The following is a 16,953-nucleotide window of genomic DNA, read 5'->3' as shown; positions in this document are numbered from 1 at the left end:
CAAAAGGTAATTGAGTAAATAACATCCATCATAAACAGTGAATGACGAAATAATTCTCTGCATTGCAATGAATAGGCAGTATTAAAGGAACAACCTTATGACAACTAAAATCAATATGAAGAAAAGACTTGCTGCAATTGCAGTGTCGAGTTTACTCTCAGGCCAAGCCATGGCTGCAGAGCTCGGAAACACAAGTGTAAAGTATGGCGGATATATCAAGCTTGATGCCATCTGGAGTGACTTTTCGGACGGGACATTGGGGTCTCAACATATAGGAAGAGATTTTTATGTACCAGGCACAACTCCTGTTACACCAAGTACTGGTGAAGATGCGGTATTTGATATGCATGCACGCCAATCACGATTCAACTTCGGCACAGCAACAAAGTTAGATGATGGCAGTACCATAAAAACCAAAATTGAGCTGGACTTCATCGCATCTGTTGGCGGGAATGAAAGGGTGAGCAATTCATACTCACCGCGCATTCGACAAGCATTTGTTACATATAAAGGGTGGCTATTCGGTCAAGCTTGGTCAAACTTCCAAAATGTCAGTGCTCTGCCTGAAACACTAGACTTTGTAGGGCCAGCTGAAGGCACGGTGTTCGTGCGTCAGGCAATGGCCAAGTATACAGTCGGTAACTGGTCATTTTCTGCGGAAAATCCAGAGAGCACGGTCACAACCGCAGGCGGTGTACGTGAAGTAACCGATGATGCGCAAATGCCAGACTTTACCGCCCGCTATAACTACAAAGCCGACTGGGGGCATTTTACCATTGCAGCACTCGCAAGGCAGCTTACTTATAAAACAGGCGCAGCAGATGAAACTGAAAGCTCCTTTGGTATTAGCGCTTCAGGTCGCGTGAACTTTGGTAAAAATAACTTAAAGTTTATGCTTACCCATGGCCAAGGTTTAGGACGCTACGTTGGTTTGAATGTTGCACACGGTGCAGTGTATGACGGCACAGATTTACACGCTGTTGATTCTACATCTGGGTTTATTGCTTACCAACACTACTGGAATTCCCAATGGCGATCGACTTTCTTATACTCTTACTTTAGCGCCGACAATGATACAAGCTTACTGAATATTACCGGTGATCCCACAGATATGACCACCAGCTATAGCGCCAATATACTGTACTCACCAGTGAAAAAGCTGACTTTTGGTGCTGAATATAAAATGGCAAATAGAGAAGTACAAAGTGGTGCTGAAGGTGATTTAGACAGACTACAGTTTTCAGTTAAATACGTCTTCTAATTCTCCCTAGAAGACAAAACAAAAAACCACCATTTGGTGGTTTTTTATCTTTTACTCTGATTTTTGCTCTCGGCCCAACAATGCCATTGCTGCTTCTTTCACGTCTTTCTTCTCGTACAGAACTTGATAAATTTGCTCTGTGATCGGCATTTCAATACCACTGCGCTTTGCCAGTAAAAAAACTTCTTTGGTATTGCGATAACCTTCAACGACTTGACCAATGCTGCTCATTGCATCATCAACACTTTTTCCTTGCCCAAGTGCCAAACCAAAGCGCCTATTTCTAGACTGATTGTCGGTACAAGTAAGGATTAAATCGCCTAGTCCTGCCATACCCATAAAAGTTTCAGTTTTTGCCCCCAATGCGCATCCTAATCGGCATAATTCAGCCAAACCACGAGTGATTAACATTGTGCGCGTATTGGCACCAAAGCCAAATCCATCAGACATACCTGCACCGATGGCAATCACATTTTTGACTGCGCCACCAAGCTGAATACCGATAAAGTCATCGTTACTGTACACTCTGAATGAGCGGCTACAATGTAATAAACTAGCAAGCTCTGTGCGAAGTCCTTCGTTTCTTGCTGAAACAGAAATAGCCGTTGGCAAGCCTGCTGCCATCTCTTTGGCAAAAGTAGGCCCTGATAAAACAGCTAAAGGCACTTCTTCACCAAGTATTTCTTTGGCCACTTCCTCTAAAAGCCTGCCAGTATCTGGCTCCAAGCCCTTAGTTGCCCAAGCAATCTGTGCACCATTTTGCATGTGCGGTTGAATTTTCTTCAGGGTGTGCGCAAAAGCATGACTTGGTACCACAACTAATATAATTTGGCTCGCTTGAACTGCGCTAGCTAGATCGGTTTCTAACGTCAAAGAGGCTGGAAATTCAATATCAGGAAGATAGCGTTGGTTTTTACGCTCGGCAGCTAACTGTTCAATATCAGTTTGCGTGCGTCCCCATAAAGTTACTCGGTGACCGTTTCGAGCAAAACAAATAGCAAGGGCGGTGCCATAAGACCCCGCCCCCAATACGGTCACAGCAGACTGTGATGTATTCATAAATTATGCGTCAGCTGTTTGCTCTTGCGCTGCACGTTGTTGCATGTACTGAGCAAATAGTGCGTCGAAGTTAACTGGTGCAAGGTTAAGTTGTGGGAAAGTACCACGGTTTACTAAGCTTGCAACTGCTTCTCGAGCATAAGGGAAAAGAATGTTAGGGCAGAAAGCACCTAGCATATGAGCTAGTTGCAGTTCTTCTAACTCACCTACTGAAAAAATACCAGCTTGTTGAATTTCACATAGGAATGCAGTTTCTTCACCAATTGTAGCGGTAACAGTTAATGCAAGAACAACTTCAAACACACCTTCGTCTAGCTTAGCTGAACGCGTGTCCATATCTAGCTTAACTTCAGGCGTCCACTCTTTTTGGAAAATCGCTGGAGAATTTGGCGTTTCAAAAGATACATCTTTAGTATAGATACGCTGGATGTTAAATTGTGGGCCTTCTTGTTGTTCTACTGCCGCATTTTGATTTTGTTCAGTCATTATTATTCCTATAAATTTTTGTTAAACAGTACTTAATGTTCTCCTTAAGTACTGGAAATCTTTAATTTCGCTCGACTAAGCCAATAACTGGGTTAGTTTGCCTTGAGCTTCAAGCGCCATCATATCATCACAGCCACCGATGTGCTGCCCATTGATAAAGATTTGTGGCACTGTATGCCCGCCGTTTGCTTTTTCGATCATCTCATCACGAAGTTCAGGCTGTACAGCAATATCATATTCTGTATATGTGACGCCTTTGCTATCGAGCAGCGCCTTCGCACGATGACAGAAAGGACAGTAATCTTTGGTATAGATAATTACATCATTACTCATTTACTACTCCAATTATTTGCCAGTTGTCGTTGGTAAACCTGCACTTTGCCATGAACTCATGCCACCTGAAAGTACGTGAATTTTTTCGTACCCTTGTTGATGCATTCTTTCAGCAATGTTATTGGCAGTCATACCTGTACTACATACCAGTATAATGGGCTTTGTTTTATACTTTTCAAGTCCACCAAAGTCATTTTGTTTCGCTTTGTCGACATTCATCATCTCTGCACCAGCAATTCGACCCGCTGTGAAGTCTTTTTTACCGCGCATATCGAGGACCTGAGCATCTTCACGATTAATCAACAAAGTTAATTGCTGCGGATTGATCTGACGGATTGATGAAAAACGGCTTTTATACCAGCTATGTACTAGCATGATTGCTAGGACGACCCAAATAATACTTAATACAGGGTGATTGGTGAAAAAAGTTATATATTGTTCCATGGACCTTGCCACTTAATTAGCAGATAAAACTTACAGTGCAGCGAGTATACGTTTTTACGTCCCTTGGTACAAACCTATTGTCACCAGTCTACAATCACCCGAACCACGCCCCTCTTTTTCACATCAACAACGTATAACCGTTTACCCTTTCAGTTTTGACGAAAGTCCTACATTAAAGGTGTTGCCATTAGATTAATTAATCTTGAACATAAATCACCAGCATAGGGCTGAACTTTCCTGCTAAACAAGGTATTCTATGCGCCATCTATCGTGCATTTTTCAGGAGCCCAAATGACTACGAAGAAAAAACCACTGGTACTTATCATTTTAGATGGCTGGGGATACAGAGAAGAAACACAAAGCAACGCTATCCTTGCTGCTAACACACCTGTACTTGATGAGCTTTGGCAATCACAACCAACGACGCTAATTTCAGGGTCTGGTCTAGATGTCGGTTTGCCTGACGGCCAAATGGGTAACTCTGAAGTAGGTCATGTAAATTTGGGAGCAGGTCGAATTGTATACCAAGATTTCACTCGCATTACTAAAGCAATCGATGACGGTGAATTTGCACATAACCCTACTTTAGTTAAAAGTATTGATGATGCTGTAGCACAAGGTAAAGCCGTGCACTTAATGGGCTTACTGAGTCCAGGTGGTGTACATAGCCATGAAGATCACATTGTAGCGAGCATAGAACTTGCTGCACAGCGCGGCGCTAAAGATATTTACTTTCATGCATTCCTCGATGGGCGCGATACACCACCACGTAGCGCACAAGCCTCAATTGAACGAATTCAAACGCTATTTAAAACCCTTGGTACAGGCCGTTTAGCATCTATTATTGGGCGCTATTACGCTATGGACAGAGATAACCGCTGGGAACGTGTAGAACAAGCCTATAACCTGATGGTTTGTGGTGAAGCTGAATTTGATTTTACCGATGGTGTAGAAGCGCTAGAAGCGGCTTACCAACGTGATGAAAATGATGAGTTTATCAAAGCCACTACCATCACGCCTAAGGGCCAGCAAGCCGTTCAAATCAATGACGGTGATGCGATTTTATTCTTAAACTTCAGAGCTGACCGAGCAAGGCAAATGACTCGTGCATTTGTTGACGCTGACTTTGGCGGCTTTAAGAAGAAAAAAGCACCGGCACTTAGCAGTTTTGTCATGATGACAGAATACGCTGCTGACATTGAGGCACCTATCGCATTTGCTCCTGAGAAATTAAATAATGTGCTAGGTGAATGGCTTGCCAAGCATGACAAAACACAGCTACGGATTTCAGAAACAGAGAAGTACGCACACGTTACTTTCTTCTTCAGTGGCGGCCGTGAAGACTTATTTGAAGGTGAAAAACGCGAACTTATTCCTTCACCTCAAGTAGCCACATATGATTTACAGCCTGAAATGAACTCAGAAATGCTCACAGATAAACTCATCGAAGCCATTCAAGGTGGTGAGTATGATGCCATCATCTGTAACTATCCAAATGGTGATATGGTGGGGCACTCAGGTGTATTTGACGCTGCTGTAAAAGCATGTGAGGCTGTTGATAATTGTATTGGCCGTGTTGTCGCTGCATTGAAAGAACACGGTGGTGAAGCACTTATTACTGCTGACCACGGTAATGCAGAGCAAATGCAAGATCCAAGCACTGGACAGGCGCATACTGCACATACCAGCGAGCCGGTGCCATTTATTTACATTGGCCGTGATGCCGAGCCACAAGCCAATAAGACACTGAGCGACGTAGCACCAACCATGCTGCACCTCATGGGTCTAGAGCAACCAGCAGAGATGACTGGTTCGCCAATTATGCGCTTAAAATAAGTATGGTAAGAGGTAAACTCGCCAGCTTAGTTTTTGTGATTTCATTGTTCTCGGCGCATGCTGAGGCCAATGAATCACAAACCAAAGCGGATTTGGCTGCGGTTCAGGCAGAATTAAAAAAAAGCCAAGCAGCTTATAAAAAACAACAAGCGTCTTTCAGTGCTCTCAAACAGCGCTTGCAGTCATTTGAACTTGAAATTGCCCGCAGCGCAAAAGCTCTGACACTAACCCAACAAGGTATCAGCGAAAACAAACAACAGCAGTATGCGCTTGAGCAAGAAGGCACGCAGCTTAACCGCCGTAAACACAAGTTACAAAAGCTGCTTGCCGCACAGTTAAAAAGTGCCTATGTTACTGGCAGCCATGACTATTCTAAAATGCTGCTCAACCAACAAAAAACCGCAGCACTTGAGCGCACAATTAGCTACTACGACTACTTTAACAAAGCAAGGATACAACAGTTAGAAGATCTAAAAATGGTCTTTGTTAAGCTAGAAGAAAACCAGCAAGCGCTGGTCAAGTCGCAGCAACAACTCATTGCACTCCTTGAGCAACAGCAGATCAGACAAAATGATTTACAGCTTGCGCAAAAGCAGCGTCAAACACATTTAGGCAAGCTGAATGATAAACTGCTAAAAACACAGTCAGCCATTGCTTACTTAGAAGAAAACGAAACCACCTTAAAAACCACCTTAGAAGCCCTCGCTGAAGTACAATCACCTTCAGAAGAAGTATTTATTGCCAAATTAGACGGTCTGCAACGGCTCAAAGGAAAATTGGCATGGCCACTCAAAGGCAAAATCAAAAAACAATTTGGCCAACGTAAGCACGTGGGTATGAATTGGAAAGGCGTTATGATTGCCGGTAAAACAGGCACTGAAGTCAACAGTGTCGCGCCAGGTCATGTTGTATATGCTGATTGGCTAAACGGTTTTGGTTGGGTCATTGTGCTTGATCATGGTAAGGGGTTTATGAGCCTATATGGCCATGCGCAAACTTTGCTAAAAGATGTGGGTGACCATGTAAATCCAGGTGATGCAATTGCGTTAGTTGGACAAAGCGGCGGACAACAAAATCCTGGGCTATACTTTGAAATACGGCATAAAGGAAGCGCTGTGAATCCAGTTAAATGGTGCAGATCAAGTTAAATGAATAACCTATGCTGCCCCGTCACTAGGAGCAGCATATGAAATTTTTTGTCTCTATTTCCCCGCCCTGTAACCTAAAGCGCGCGATGACCTGCCTATGCGCATTATTTCTTATATCACTGTTCTTTCATGTTCAAGCTAAGCAAATTAGTCATGCACATATGGAAGAGATCCTCTATCACATTCAAACGTATTATGTAGAAGAAGTACCTACCTCGCACATTAAACAACATAATTTCAATGAATTGTTTGAGCAATTAGATCCCTATTCAAAATATTTAAATGAACACGAATTGGAAACTTTATTCAGTGCAACCAATGGTCGCTACACGGGTATTGGTATTGAAGTTGAAGAAATAGAAAATCGTATTGTCATCGTCGATACATTGCCGGGTTCACCTGCTGAGCAAGCTGGTATTGAGGGGGGTGATAAACTCGTCGCGGTGAACACCCATGATGTCACCAATAAAAGTATCTCTGAAGTTTCCAAATTATTACGAGAAGCAAAGCTGTCGATTATTCATATAACTGTAGAACGCGAGGAAGCACATGTAACACTCGCTCTTAGACGGCAAGAGATCACCCTTGAGAGTGTCACCAGTAAATTACTCAAAGGAGACATCGGGTATATTTCCATCTCATCATTTAATAACCACAGTTATCATGACGTCGCCAGACACATTAATATGCTGTTTGCACATAGTGGGCTCACGCTAAAAGGCCTAGTGATTGATTTAAGAGATAATCCAGGCGGCACACTGAATAGCGCGGTGGCTATTTCAGATTTATTTTTACAAAGTGGCGTCATAGTAACTACCAAAGGGCGCTTTTTTGACGCTAATCAAAAGTTTTACGCAGTACAAGGGGATATATTGAATGGCGCTCCCATCATGGTTCTAATCAATAGTCAGTCAGCATCCGCTGCCGAAATTTTAGCTGGCGCATTGCAAGACAATAAGCGTGCTCTAATTTTAGGACAAGGGTCATTTGGTAAAGGCTCGGTGCAATCCCTGATCCCCATAGGAAATGGCACGAGTGCGCTAAAGCTCACTACAGCACGCTACTATACTCCATCAGGGCAGTCTATTGAGGGCACAGGCATAAAGCCTGATATTGAGTACAGTAAAAACACGCTCTCAAGTCTAAATAAAACAGCTATAATGAGCACAGATAAAGCTGATAAGGACTTGTATGCTCGGCTTGAAAAACACTGGCAGGCTGCTCGCCAATTGGTGGTAAAACAGCAACCTACAGTAAATTAAAAGATCATAAAGGCGCTTTTATCAGTATACAAAACATGCTAGCTTAAATGATAAAAGCGTCGTTATATAAACGGCTCATATAACACATAATAAAATTATAATTTAACTCGTGCGCTTAAAAAAAATTGCTTTGATGATATTGTGGTTATTTGCATTTGCTTGCAATGCGAAGCAGATTGCCATAGTCATTGATGACATCGGAAATCACCAAAGAGACCTGGAGTTGCTCAACTTACCTGGTGAGGTCACTTATGCGCTACTCCCTCACACGCCCTTTTCGCAGCATTTTGCTTATCAAGCAGCTTTAAAAAAGAAAGAGTTGATCCTGCACATCCCAATGCAGTCACTGGATAACAAGGCTCTCGGTCCTGGTGGCTTAACACTCGATATGCAAAAGTGGCAGCTACAAAAAACACTTGGCCATGCGCTCTCTAGCCTCCCCCATGTTAAAGGTGTAAACAACCACATGGGCTCAGCCTTGACACAGCATGATGAACCGATGAAGTGGACGATGGAGGTACTTAAAAAGCGCTCGCTATACTTCTTAGACAGCCGTACTACGCCTTATAGCCAAGCACAGACAATGGCAAACTTATATGGTGTAAATAATATTGCTAGACATGTTTTTATAGATAATGAACTTGAAAGTTCGCAGTTAGAAATACAATTAAACCAGCTCAAGACCATTGCAACTGAGCAAGGATATGCCATAGGCATTGCTCACCCATATCCACAAACACAGCAGTTTTTGACGCATGCTTTGCGCGAATTACAACTCCAAGGGTTTGAGCTCGTAACGCTTTCAACGCTCGTAGAAAATAAATATGTACGCTTGGCTGCATTGCAAAAACCTGCACCTCATACACGTAAGCGACATGAATAGACAGGGACTTTATTGATCCAGACACAGGAAAACCAGAGCATTTTCAGTTATACCTACTAATAAGCTTCACTGATAGGAAAAGACTATGCTGCACACTGTTGAACAGTTAATGACTCCAGATCCATTGGCAGTTAAAACGTCACATACATTACACGATGCGCACAACTTAATGCGGGAGAAAAACATTCGACATATCCCAGTGATTGATGACGATGGTCATTTAGTCGGCATGTTAACGCAGAAGATAATGATCGCTAAAGTGATGAAAATTTTAGCAACCTATGGGAATTTAGCCTTAGAACGAAAAGAAAAACAAGAAAAGGTCTGTGATGTCATGGCGGAAGATTTCGCCAGTGTAACACCACAACAAAACCTCAATGAAGTGGTTACTTACTTTGTTGATAACCGCCACGGTTGCATGCCTGTGGTAGATGATAACAATAAACTGTTAGGAATATTAACTTCATCAGATTTTGTGCGTCTTGCCGCTGCACTGCTTTCCTAAAGTCTACTTTATAGTAAAAAAGCCTCTGTGTTAGAGGCTTTTTCAAATTCAATTACGCTTTGGCAATTAATGTGCGAGCAACTGTTCGCATACCCATTGTTGTGGCGCCAGATGCCCACTGCGAACCCGCATTATTCTGAAAGCTTGCCGCAAGGTCAATGTGCACCCAACCTTTACCTTCATTAGGCACAAAACGAGATAGGAAACCTGCTGCATTAGAAGCACCACCAAAACCACCGCCTTTTTGAGCACGACTATTGGCTGTATCTGCGTATGCTGAAGGACAATTATTCTGGTGCCACTTTTCAAGTGGTAGTGGCCACCCTGCCTCAAATTCTTCGCTGGCAAATTGCTGCACTTCACTCACCAGCTCTTTGTCTAGACCAAATAATGCATTGTACTCTTGACCAACTGCCATCAGTGCAGCACCTGTCAATGTTGCAGCATCAATGATCAACGGAGCCCCCGTTTCGCCTGCCGCCATTAGGCCATCTGCCAGTACTAAACGACCTTCCGCATCCGTGTTAACAATCTCAACGGTCGTACCGTTTTTATATGTTAAAATATCACCCAGTTTGTATGCATGGCCTGAGATCAGGTTTTCTGCACAACATAAGAACAACTTAATACGCTTATCAATACCACGTTGGATTGCCAATGCAAGACCAGCTGTTACTGTCGCAGCACCGCCCATATCACATTTCATTGTCAACATGCCTTCACTTGGCTTAATCGAGTAGCCACCGGAATCAAATGTAATGCCTTTGCCCACTAATGCCGCGCTCACAGGCGCATCTTCGTCACCTGTTGGGTTGAAGTCTAGCTCAAGGAGAACAGGTGCTCTCTCGCTACCACGACCAACTTCATGGATACCAATCCATTGATGCTCCAATAATGCTTCACCTTTGATAATTTGATAACTCACATGCTCTGGCGCCAAAGACTGAATAAACTCAGCCGCTTTACCTGCAAGGCTCTCTGGATAAATGTCTTCTGCAGTACCATTGATCATTTGGCGCATCCAAGTCGCAGCCTGCTTTAATGCTTGTAGTTCATTTAAATCTGATTGTGCATTTTCCACAAAAGTGACTGGATCTAGTTGCTTTGGACTAACAAAACCTTGGTAAAATGCCCATTGAGACTCTGTACACCACGCCTCACCATTTAACGCTACCGCGGGGATCCCCTGTTGTGCTAGGCTACGAGCCGCTTTTTGAATATGCTTAAGGGTTTCTTGTTCGGTTAAATGAATGGTTGCACCCAGCTCATCAAAAGACAGCGATGCATTATTGCCCCAATGTGTTGCTGGAGCCTGTTCACTTAAGCGAACAATAAATTTATCAGACATGTAGGTTTTCACTCTTACGCTTGTATTTGCTATTGAGTGTACACTAGCACTTTCTTAGCCCCAAAACGAATGCGACTAAACTATGAAATTTTCATCCCAACTTCAAAGTGCCACCTTGCTAAAGCGTTATAAACGATTTTTAGTCGACCTACGTAGTAATGATGGTAAAGAGTTCACGGTGCACTGTGCTAACACAGGTAAAATGACTGGCTGTGCAGAAAGCGGTTTTAAAGCCTACTACTCCACCAGCGACAATGAAAAACGTAAGTATCCACACTCACTAGAACTCACACAAGATAGCCAAGGCCACCTTATCTGCGTCAACACAGCTATGGCAAACAAGGTGGCCTATGAAGCAATTGAACATAACAGTATTCAACAACTGAGTGGCTACAAGGCCATCAGCAGTGAAGTAAAATATGGCAACGAGAATAGCCGCATTGATATCTTGCTCTCAAGCGACGATAAGCCTGAATGCTATGTCGAAGTAAAGTCCGTCACGCTTCTTGAAGAGGGAAAAGGGTACTTTCCTGATGCGGAAACTGTACGAGGTCAAAAGCATCTTAGAGAATTGATCCATATAAAACATCAAGGTAAGCGTGCCGTGCTATTATTTATAGTTATGCATAACGGCATTGACTCAGTTCAAGCGGCTGCGCATATTGACAAAAAATATGCTCAATTGTTGGCACAAGCGAGAACAGAAGGGGTGGAAATATATGCATATAAAGCACATGTGACACCCGAAGAAGTGAAAGTAATTGAGCAAGTATCTGTATTTGATACTTGAAAAAAAAAACTTCACCCTCATATATCTGCCGTTAAAAACCTCATCCCAACGGCTTGTTTTATAACAGGGACAATGCAAAAAGTGTTTGCTAAGGGTTGAAGATTTTGCTATTTATAGCCGCCGGCGTTAGCTGGGGTTGTTTATTAAGGATTTAGGAGAATGCTATGCCAGACCAGAAAAAACTAGGGTTATTGGCTCAGGCCGGTTTAGAACCTTACCAAGAAAAGCCGGGCGAAGAATACATGGGCGAGGCACAGCTAGCTCATTTTAAAAGAATATTAGAAGCGTGGCGCAACGACCTTCGTAATGAAGTCGATCGCACCATGACCCACATGCAAGATGAAGCGGCAAATTTCCCTGATCCCGTTGACCGTGCAGCGCAAGAAGAAGAGTTTTCACTTGAATTGCGTACACGTGACCGTGAGCGTAAGCTGATCAAGAAAATTGAAAAGACACTACAGTTAATCGAAGAAGACGACTTTGGTTTTTGTAATTCATGTGGCATCGAGATTGGTATCCGCCGCTTGGAAGCACGTCCAACTGCAGATTTGTGTGTTGACTGTAAAACGCTTGCTGAGATCAAAGAAAAGCAACAAGGTCGAGGTTAATCCGAGTATTAAACCTGTGCAATCGATAGGTTAAACTCATCAGTTATGCAGACCCCAAAGACATCATACCCAGAGCAAACGAACTTACCCGCTCTGGGTACACCACCCATTTATCGCGGACGTTTTGCTCCATCCCCTTCTGGCTCACTTCACTTTGGCTCTTTGATAGCGGCACTTGCAAGTTACATTGATGCAAAGGCGCACCATGGTCAATGGTTAGTCCGGATGGAAGATATCGATACCCCTCGTGTAGTTCTGGGGGCAGCAGATGAAATCCTGACAACACTAGAAGCCTATGGTTTGTTTTGGGACGAAAAAGTCGTCTATCAAAGCCAAAGACATCACTTGTACCAAGAGGTACTAGCAGAGCTCACATCTGCTGGAAATGTATATCCCTGTATCTGTACACGCAAGCAAATCAAACAACGGGGAGGTTTTTATGATAACCACTGCCGTAATTTGCAAAATCCGGTTGAGTCCAATGCGCTGCGTGTTAGGCAGAATTACCCTATTAATCAATTTAAAGATGGCTTACTGGGCAAGGTTTCAATACCTGAACAAATTGCGCAAGAAGATTATATTGTTAAACGTCGTGATGGATTATATGCCTATCAACTTGTGGTCGTTGTCGATGATATTGAGCAACAGATCAGCCATGTTGTTCGCGGTGCAGACTTACTAGAACCGACAGCAAGGCAGTTAAGTTTATTTAAACAGTTGCATCATACGCCTCCAAAATATTTACACGTACCACTGGCTGTCGCTGAACCTGGATTTAAACTGTCCAAACAAAACCATGCGCCCGCAATAGACAACAAAGCACCGCTACCAGCGCTCAAAGCTGCACTCTCATTTTTAGGCTTTGATAGTACTGAACTTAGTCACATAGACACCGTTGTAGATTTACTCAGTTGGGCAACCACTGTTTATCTGCAAACGAATCTACCTCAACATAGAGAGATTCAAGTGAATCAACTCAACGCGTCGGAATATCAATTTCAACCGTTATAAAAAAGTATACGTGCCACATTTTGACACCACACAGAAGTTTTCACCGCAATACAAACAACGCCATTAATTATCCGCAACACATTTGTTATTGCTATCAAGAAAATAAACGACTGGACTTTGCGATAATTCATATCGTTCGATTTGGTTGAAAATTTAATCGCTAATTCACCTTTGAAACTTCAATTTTAAGGCGTTTGAGTATATGATAGCGAGCCTTATTAATTCGCCTACGCTTTAGAAAAAATAAAGCAGTAAGCGAGATGAAAATATCAGTATAAATGATGCTACGGGTGGGGACTCAAAGTAGTTAGGAGAGTGGTTATTATTTCTAAAATATTCAAATTGTGTAGGCAAATTGTTGGTGCCAAGCAAACTTCGGGGACAGTCGAGGCAAAGTCAACGCCTCAAATCATCCCTCGCAGTGAGCACAACATCTCACGTAAACAATTTAGCCCCAATGCAATCAAAGTATTATATCGATTAAAAGACGGCGGCTATGACGCATATCTGGTCGGTGGTTGTATTCGGGATATTTTGTTAGGGATTGAACCAAAAGATTTTGATGTTGTAACAAATGCAACACCAGAGGAAGTAAAACGCCTATTTAGAAATTGTCGCCTAATTGGACGTCGATTCAGACTTGCCCACATTGTATTCGGACGTGAAGTCATCGAAGTTGCAACTATGCGCGGCCATCATCAATCGAGCCAAGGCGATGATCCAACCAGCAAAGCCAGTGAACAGGGCCAATTATTGCGTGATAATGTTTACGGCACAATTGAAGAAGATGCGCAGCGCCGCGACTTTTCAATCAATGCTTTGTACTACTCCGTCAATGACTTCGGCGTGCGTGATTTTGCCGGTGGCATCGAAGCCATCAAAGCCAGACGTATTGAGCTGATTGGAGACCCTGAAACACGCTATCGTGAAGATCCAGTCAGAATGCTGCGTGCAGTGCGCTTTGCAACAAAGCTTGACATGGAAATCGCACCGGCGACATTGACCCCCATTTCTGAGCTAGCTCCTTTACTTGGTAATATTCCGCCAGCAAGGCTATTTGAGGAGACCCTCAAGCTGTTCTTAGGTGGCAAAGCCGAAGCAAACTTCCTCATGCTCAGAGAGCTGGGACTGTTCAAACAACTTTTCCCAACCCTTGAAGAGATCCTTGAGCAAGACGAAAGCGAATTTGAAAGACGCTTTGTGCAACAAATGTTCGCCAATACTGATGCGCGCATTAACAACAACAAAAAAGTCACACCTGCGTTCATCTATGCTGCGCTGCTTTGGTTCCCATTGCGTAAGCGCGCCGCTCTACTGGAGCAACAAGGTGTGACTGAGTACGATGCATTCATGCAAGCGATTAGTCAGGTGCTCAGCGAAAATGCGCAAAGAGTCGCGGTACCAAAACGCTTTACGTTAGGTGCGAGAGATATATGGCACATTCAGCAACGTTTAGATAGACGCAGTGGACAACGTGCATATCGATTAAGCCTGCAACCTAAATTTAAAGCGTCATATGATTTCTTATTATTGCGTGTTGAGAGTGGTGAGTCTGATCAGCAACAACTGGCTGATTGGTGGACTGAATATCTCAAGCAAGATGTCAGCGGGCAAAAAGACATGGTGAAAAACCTGGGTCAAAAAGATCGCCCGAAGCGCAGATATCGTAATAAACCTCGTAGAAAGCCAAAACAAGATTCATGAATATAGTGTACATCGGGCTTGGGGCTAACTTAGTTGATCCTCAAGCACAACTCATTAAGGCGACCAATGCCTTAAGCACACATCCAGCGATTAAGTCGCTAGTTGTGTCTAGCTTTTACAGCTCAAAACCCATGGGCCCGCAAGATCAACCTGATTATGTAAATGCAGTTGCGAGATTTGAAACTGCATTAGAACCTGAAGCATTGTTAGACCAACTACAGGATATTGAACTACGTCAAGGTAGAGTGCGTAAAGACGAACGTTGGGGACCAAGAACCTTGGATTTAGATATTTTATTGTTTAACAATGAAACTATCTCCACTCCTCGTTTAACCGTGCCGCATTATGGTCTTTGTGATCGAGAGTTTGTTGTATTTCCCCTGTTGGAATTAGCACCTCAATTGGTACTCCCTAATGGCAGTACACTCAAGCAGATTGCGGATAAATTACCAAAAAATGGCCTAACTACTCTACCTAGCAAAGAAATAAAGGAGATACTTTAATGGCTAAAGTTTCAGTTTCAACCTTAGCAAAGAAAAAACAGCAAGGTGAAAAAATCACAGCGTTAACGGCTTATGATGCCAGCTTTGCGAAGCTTTTTTACGATAATGGCGTTGATGTCGTTTTAGTTGGTGATTCACTAGGCATGGTATTACAAGGCGGTGATGACACGCTGGCAGTGACAACAGATGATATTGCCTATCACACTCGCAGTGTCAGAGCTGGCACCAAAGAGTTATTTGTGATTGCTGATATGCCTTTTATGAGTTACTCCAACCCTGCGCAAGCTTGCGAAAATGCAGCTACTCTAATGCGCAGCGGCGCAAATATGGTCAAGCTAGAAGGCGGCACATGGCTTGTTGACTCGATCAAGCTACTGACTCAACAAGGCATTCCTGTTTGCGGTCATCTAGGTCTCACGCCACAGTCTGTTCATGTATTTGGCGGATTTAAAATACAAGGGCGCGAGGAAGAGCAAGCACTGCAAATGATTGCAGATGCTCAAGCGTTAGAGGCAGCTGGCGCTCAAATGCTAGTAATTGAATGTATTCCTTCTAGTCTGGCAAAACGAATTACTGACGCTGTAAATATCCCTGTCATTGGTATTGGTGCGGGTAAAGAAGTAGATGGTCAGATCTTAGTTATGCATGACCTGGTTGGCATATCTGCAGGTTATATCCCTAAATTCTCAAAGAACTACTTAGCCGAAACCGGAAACATGCCCGATGCGGTTAAAAAGTTTTGTGACGATGTTAAATCCGGCGCATTCCCAGGCAAAGATCACGAGTTTAATTAATGCAATCCATCACTGAAATAAAGTCATTACGAAGCCAAATAAAAGCTTGGCGTCAACAGGATCTCAGTATCGCATTTGTACCAACTATGGGCAATTTGCATCAAGGGCACTTTTCACTCGTTGAAAAGGCAAAAACCCTCGCAGACAAAGTTGTTGTCAGCATTTTTGTTAATCCGATGCAGTTTGGTCAAAATGAAGACTTAGATAGTTATCCTCGTACTCTAGTTCAAGATAAGCAAGGGCTTGCTGAATTGGGCACTGATATCGTTTTTACCCCCAGTGTAGAAACCATTTACCCGAATGGACTGGCAACACAAAGCTTTGTTGACGTGCCAGGTGTGTCTGAAGGCTATTGTGGCGGCAGTCGCAGTGGCCATTTCCGCGGTGTTGCCACGGTTGTTACCAAGTTATTTAACCTAGTACAACCTGACTTTGCCTGCTTTGGTGAAAAAGACTACCAGCAACTTCAAGTCATCAAGACCATGGTTCATGATTTATCAATGCCCATTGAAATCATTGGCGTGCCGACTCAAAGAGAAGTTTCTGGACTGGCGATGAGCTCACGTAACGGATATTTATCAGAGCAAGAAAAAGACATTGCAAAAGTCCTATATCAAGTTCTATCAAAAACAGCTCAGGCGCTTAAAGCGGGTGAGCGTGATTTTGATGCACTTGAAGCGCAAGCAAAAACAGCACTTGAACAAGCAGGCCTCAAACCTGATTATTTCTCTGTTGCGCACAGGTTCACATTACAGTCGCCAACACAAGGTGACAAAGACTTTGTCATTCTGGCGGCTGCATTTTTAGGTAAGGTTAGGCTGATAGACAATATACAAGTCGGTCAATAACTTTACTACAGCGCTCATTATGGGCGCTTTTTACTGCCTAATCTCTTCCACTGCCCCCATGACCAAAATCTATCATGAATACTTAACACGCAGCATTTTGTAAAAGTATGCTAAATTTAATCTGTATAAA

Annotated in this window: 18 protein-coding genes; 13 read left to right on the top strand and 5 right to left on the bottom strand. The window is 43.2% G+C overall.

What is annotated here, in order from left to right:
* Positions 1-97 precede the first annotated feature (97 nt).
* On the top strand, positions 98-1,261 hold the full coding sequence (locus S4054249_RS03700; protein WP_046357017.1) for a DcaP family trimeric outer membrane transporter: 1,164 nt from the start codon (positions 98-100) through the stop codon (positions 1,259-1,261).
* A gap of 51 nt (positions 1,262-1,312) precedes the next feature.
* Here the strand turns inward: S4054249_RS03700 and gpsA are convergent, their stop codons facing one another.
* The 4 genes from gpsA to S4054249_RS03680 form a co-directional block, all read right to left on the bottom strand.
* Positions 1,313-2,320 (bottom strand): NAD(P)H-dependent glycerol-3-phosphate dehydrogenase, encoded by a 1,008-nt coding sequence (gene gpsA / locus S4054249_RS03695; RefSeq protein ID WP_046357018.1) that lies wholly within the window; start codon positions 2,318-2,320, stop codon positions 1,313-1,315.
* A 3-nt stretch (positions 2,321-2,323) separates the two neighbouring features.
* Positions 2,324-2,806: a protein-export chaperone SecB gene (gene secB / locus S4054249_RS03690; protein WP_046357019.1), complete on the bottom strand. Its 483-nt coding sequence runs from the start codon at positions 2,804-2,806 to the stop codon at positions 2,324-2,326.
* A 75-nt stretch (positions 2,807-2,881) separates the two neighbouring features.
* A complete protein-coding gene (gene grxC / locus S4054249_RS03685; protein ID WP_046357020.1) occupies positions 2,882-3,139 on the bottom strand; it encodes a glutaredoxin 3 in 258 nt (85 codons plus the stop codon).
* A gap of 12 nt (positions 3,140-3,151) precedes the next feature.
* Positions 3,152-3,583, bottom strand: coding sequence for a rhodanese-like domain-containing protein (locus tag S4054249_RS03680; protein ID WP_046357021.1), 432 nt, complete (start codon positions 3,581-3,583; stop codon positions 3,152-3,154).
* 291 nt (positions 3,584-3,874) lie between these two features.
* Here S4054249_RS03680 and gpmM point away from each other — a divergent pair, with 291 nt between their 5' ends.
* The 5 genes from gpmM (at position 3,875) to S4054249_RS03655 (ending at position 9,217) form a co-directional block, all read left to right on the top strand.
* Positions 3,875-5,419: a 2,3-bisphosphoglycerate-independent phosphoglycerate mutase gene (gene gpmM, locus S4054249_RS03675; RefSeq protein WP_046357022.1), complete on the top strand. Its 1,545-nt coding sequence runs from the start codon at positions 3,875-3,877 to the stop codon at positions 5,417-5,419.
* A gap of 2 nt (positions 5,420-5,421) precedes the next feature.
* The gene (locus S4054249_RS03670; RefSeq protein WP_046357023.1) at positions 5,422-6,567 is read left to right on the top strand and encodes a murein hydrolase activator EnvC family protein; all 1,146 of its coding nucleotides are present in this window, start codon (positions 5,422-5,424) and stop codon (positions 6,565-6,567) included.
* Positions 6,568-6,605: 38 nt separating this feature from the next.
* On the top strand, positions 6,606-7,829 hold the full coding sequence (locus S4054249_RS03665) for a S41 family peptidase (protein ID WP_145924974.1): 1,224 nt from the start codon (positions 6,606-6,608) through the stop codon (positions 7,827-7,829).
* A gap of 133 nt (positions 7,830-7,962) precedes the next feature.
* Entirely contained in the window at positions 7,963-8,712 is a 750-nt protein-coding gene (locus tag S4054249_RS03660) for a divergent polysaccharide deacetylase family protein (RefSeq protein WP_046357047.1), read from the top strand.
* A gap of 85 nt (positions 8,713-8,797) precedes the next feature.
* Complete coding sequence (locus tag S4054249_RS03655) at positions 8,798-9,217, top strand: CBS domain-containing protein (RefSeq protein WP_046357024.1); 420 nt, start codon at positions 8,798-8,800, stop codon at positions 9,215-9,217.
* A 52-nt stretch (positions 9,218-9,269) separates the two neighbouring features.
* Here S4054249_RS03655 and pepB read toward each other — a convergent pair whose 3' ends face one another.
* Positions 9,270-10,565, bottom strand: a complete 1,296-nt coding sequence (gene pepB / locus S4054249_RS03650) for an aminopeptidase PepB (protein WP_046357025.1) — start codon at positions 10,563-10,565, stop codon at positions 9,270-9,272.
* Between the two features lie 82 nt (positions 10,566-10,647).
* Here pepB and sfsA point away from each other — a divergent pair, with 82 nt between their 5' ends.
* The 7 genes from sfsA to panC all read left to right on the top strand — a co-directional run bounded on the left by sfsA (position 10,648) and on the right by panC (position 16,823).
* Entirely contained in the window at positions 10,648-11,355 is a 708-nt protein-coding gene (gene sfsA, locus S4054249_RS03645) for a DNA/RNA nuclease SfsA (protein WP_046357026.1), read from the top strand.
* 164 nt (positions 11,356-11,519) lie between these two features.
* Positions 11,520-11,963: an RNA polymerase-binding protein DksA gene (dksA, locus tag S4054249_RS03640; protein WP_046357027.1), complete on the top strand. Its 444-nt coding sequence runs from the start codon at positions 11,520-11,522 to the stop codon at positions 11,961-11,963.
* A 45-nt stretch (positions 11,964-12,008) separates the two neighbouring features.
* Positions 12,009-12,974: a tRNA glutamyl-Q(34) synthetase GluQRS gene (gene gluQRS / locus S4054249_RS03635; RefSeq protein WP_080928396.1), complete on the top strand. Its 966-nt coding sequence runs from the start codon at positions 12,009-12,011 to the stop codon at positions 12,972-12,974.
* 342 nt (positions 12,975-13,316) lie between these two features.
* The gene (gene pcnB / locus S4054249_RS03630) at positions 13,317-14,678 is read left to right on the top strand and encodes a polynucleotide adenylyltransferase PcnB (RefSeq protein WP_046357049.1); all 1,362 of its coding nucleotides are present in this window, start codon (positions 13,317-13,319) and stop codon (positions 14,676-14,678) included.
* Positions 14,675-15,181 carry a 2-amino-4-hydroxy-6-hydroxymethyldihydropteridine diphosphokinase gene (gene folK / locus S4054249_RS03625; RefSeq protein ID WP_046357028.1) on the top strand — a complete coding sequence of 169 codons (507 nt, stop codon included), beginning with the start codon at positions 14,675-14,677 and terminating at the stop codon, positions 15,179-15,181. The genes pcnB and folK overlap by 4 nt, the downstream gene beginning before the upstream one ends.
* The gene (gene panB / locus S4054249_RS03620; protein WP_046357029.1) at positions 15,181-15,975 is read left to right on the top strand and encodes a 3-methyl-2-oxobutanoate hydroxymethyltransferase; all 795 of its coding nucleotides are present in this window, start codon (positions 15,181-15,183) and stop codon (positions 15,973-15,975) included. The genes folK and panB overlap by 1 nt, the downstream gene beginning before the upstream one ends.
* Complete coding sequence (gene panC, locus S4054249_RS03615) at positions 15,975-16,823, top strand: pantoate--beta-alanine ligase (RefSeq protein ID WP_046357030.1); 849 nt, start codon at positions 15,975-15,977, stop codon at positions 16,821-16,823. The genes panB and panC overlap by 1 nt, the downstream gene beginning before the upstream one ends.
* Positions 16,824-16,953: the final 130 nt, after the last annotated feature.

Origin of the sequence: Pseudoalteromonas luteoviolacea, from assembly GCF_001750165.1 — a bacterium.
GTDB classification, from domain to species: Bacteria; Pseudomonadota; Gammaproteobacteria; order Enterobacterales; family Alteromonadaceae; genus Pseudoalteromonas; species Pseudoalteromonas luteoviolacea_G.
Note: the sequence above shows the minus strand (reverse complement) of the source record. Positions and strands in the feature narration are given on the sequence as shown.

Excerpts from the sequence above, each read along its gene's own strand:
- panC (WP_046357030.1), top strand. The coding sequence starts at position 15,975 with ATGCAATCCATCACTGAAATAAAGTCATTACGAAGCCAAATAAAAGCT.
- S4054249_RS03665 (WP_145924974.1), top strand. The coding sequence starts at position 6,606 with ATGAAATTTTTTGTCTCTATTTCCCCGCCCTGTAACCTAAAGCGCGCG.
- folK (WP_046357028.1), top strand. The coding sequence starts at position 14,675 with ATGAATATAGTGTACATCGGGCTTGGGGCTAACTTAGTTGATCCTCAA.
- grxC (WP_046357020.1), bottom strand. The coding sequence starts at position 3,139 with ATGAGTAATGATGTAATTATCTATACCAAAGATTACTGTCCTTTCTGT.
- gluQRS (WP_080928396.1), top strand. The coding sequence starts at position 12,009 with ATGCAGACCCCAAAGACATCATACCCAGAGCAAACGAACTTACCCGCT.
- sfsA (WP_046357026.1), top strand. The coding sequence starts at position 10,648 with ATGAAATTTTCATCCCAACTTCAAAGTGCCACCTTGCTAAAGCGTTAT.
- panB (WP_046357029.1), top strand. The coding sequence starts at position 15,181 with ATGGCTAAAGTTTCAGTTTCAACCTTAGCAAAGAAAAAACAGCAAGGT.
- dksA (WP_046357027.1), top strand. The coding sequence starts at position 11,520 with ATGCCAGACCAGAAAAAACTAGGGTTATTGGCTCAGGCCGGTTTAGAA.
- gpsA (WP_046357018.1), bottom strand. The coding sequence starts at position 2,320 with ATGAATACATCACAGTCTGCTGTGACCGTATTGGGGGCGGGGTCTTAT.
- secB (WP_046357019.1), bottom strand. The coding sequence starts at position 2,806 with ATGACTGAACAAAATCAAAATGCGGCAGTAGAACAACAAGAAGGCCCA.
- S4054249_RS03670 (WP_046357023.1), top strand. The coding sequence starts at position 5,422 with ATGGTAAGAGGTAAACTCGCCAGCTTAGTTTTTGTGATTTCATTGTTC.
- pepB (WP_046357025.1), bottom strand. The coding sequence starts at position 10,565 with ATGTCTGATAAATTTATTGTTCGCTTAAGTGAACAGGCTCCAGCAACA.
- S4054249_RS03700 (WP_046357017.1), top strand. The coding sequence starts at position 98 with ATGACAACTAAAATCAATATGAAGAAAAGACTTGCTGCAATTGCAGTG.
- gpmM (WP_046357022.1), top strand. The coding sequence starts at position 3,875 with ATGACTACGAAGAAAAAACCACTGGTACTTATCATTTTAGATGGCTGG.
- S4054249_RS03655 (WP_046357024.1), top strand. The coding sequence starts at position 8,798 with ATGCTGCACACTGTTGAACAGTTAATGACTCCAGATCCATTGGCAGTT.
- S4054249_RS03660 (WP_046357047.1), top strand. The coding sequence starts at position 7,963 with ATGATATTGTGGTTATTTGCATTTGCTTGCAATGCGAAGCAGATTGCC.
- S4054249_RS03680 (WP_046357021.1), bottom strand. The coding sequence starts at position 3,583 with ATGGAACAATATATAACTTTTTTCACCAATCACCCTGTATTAAGTATT.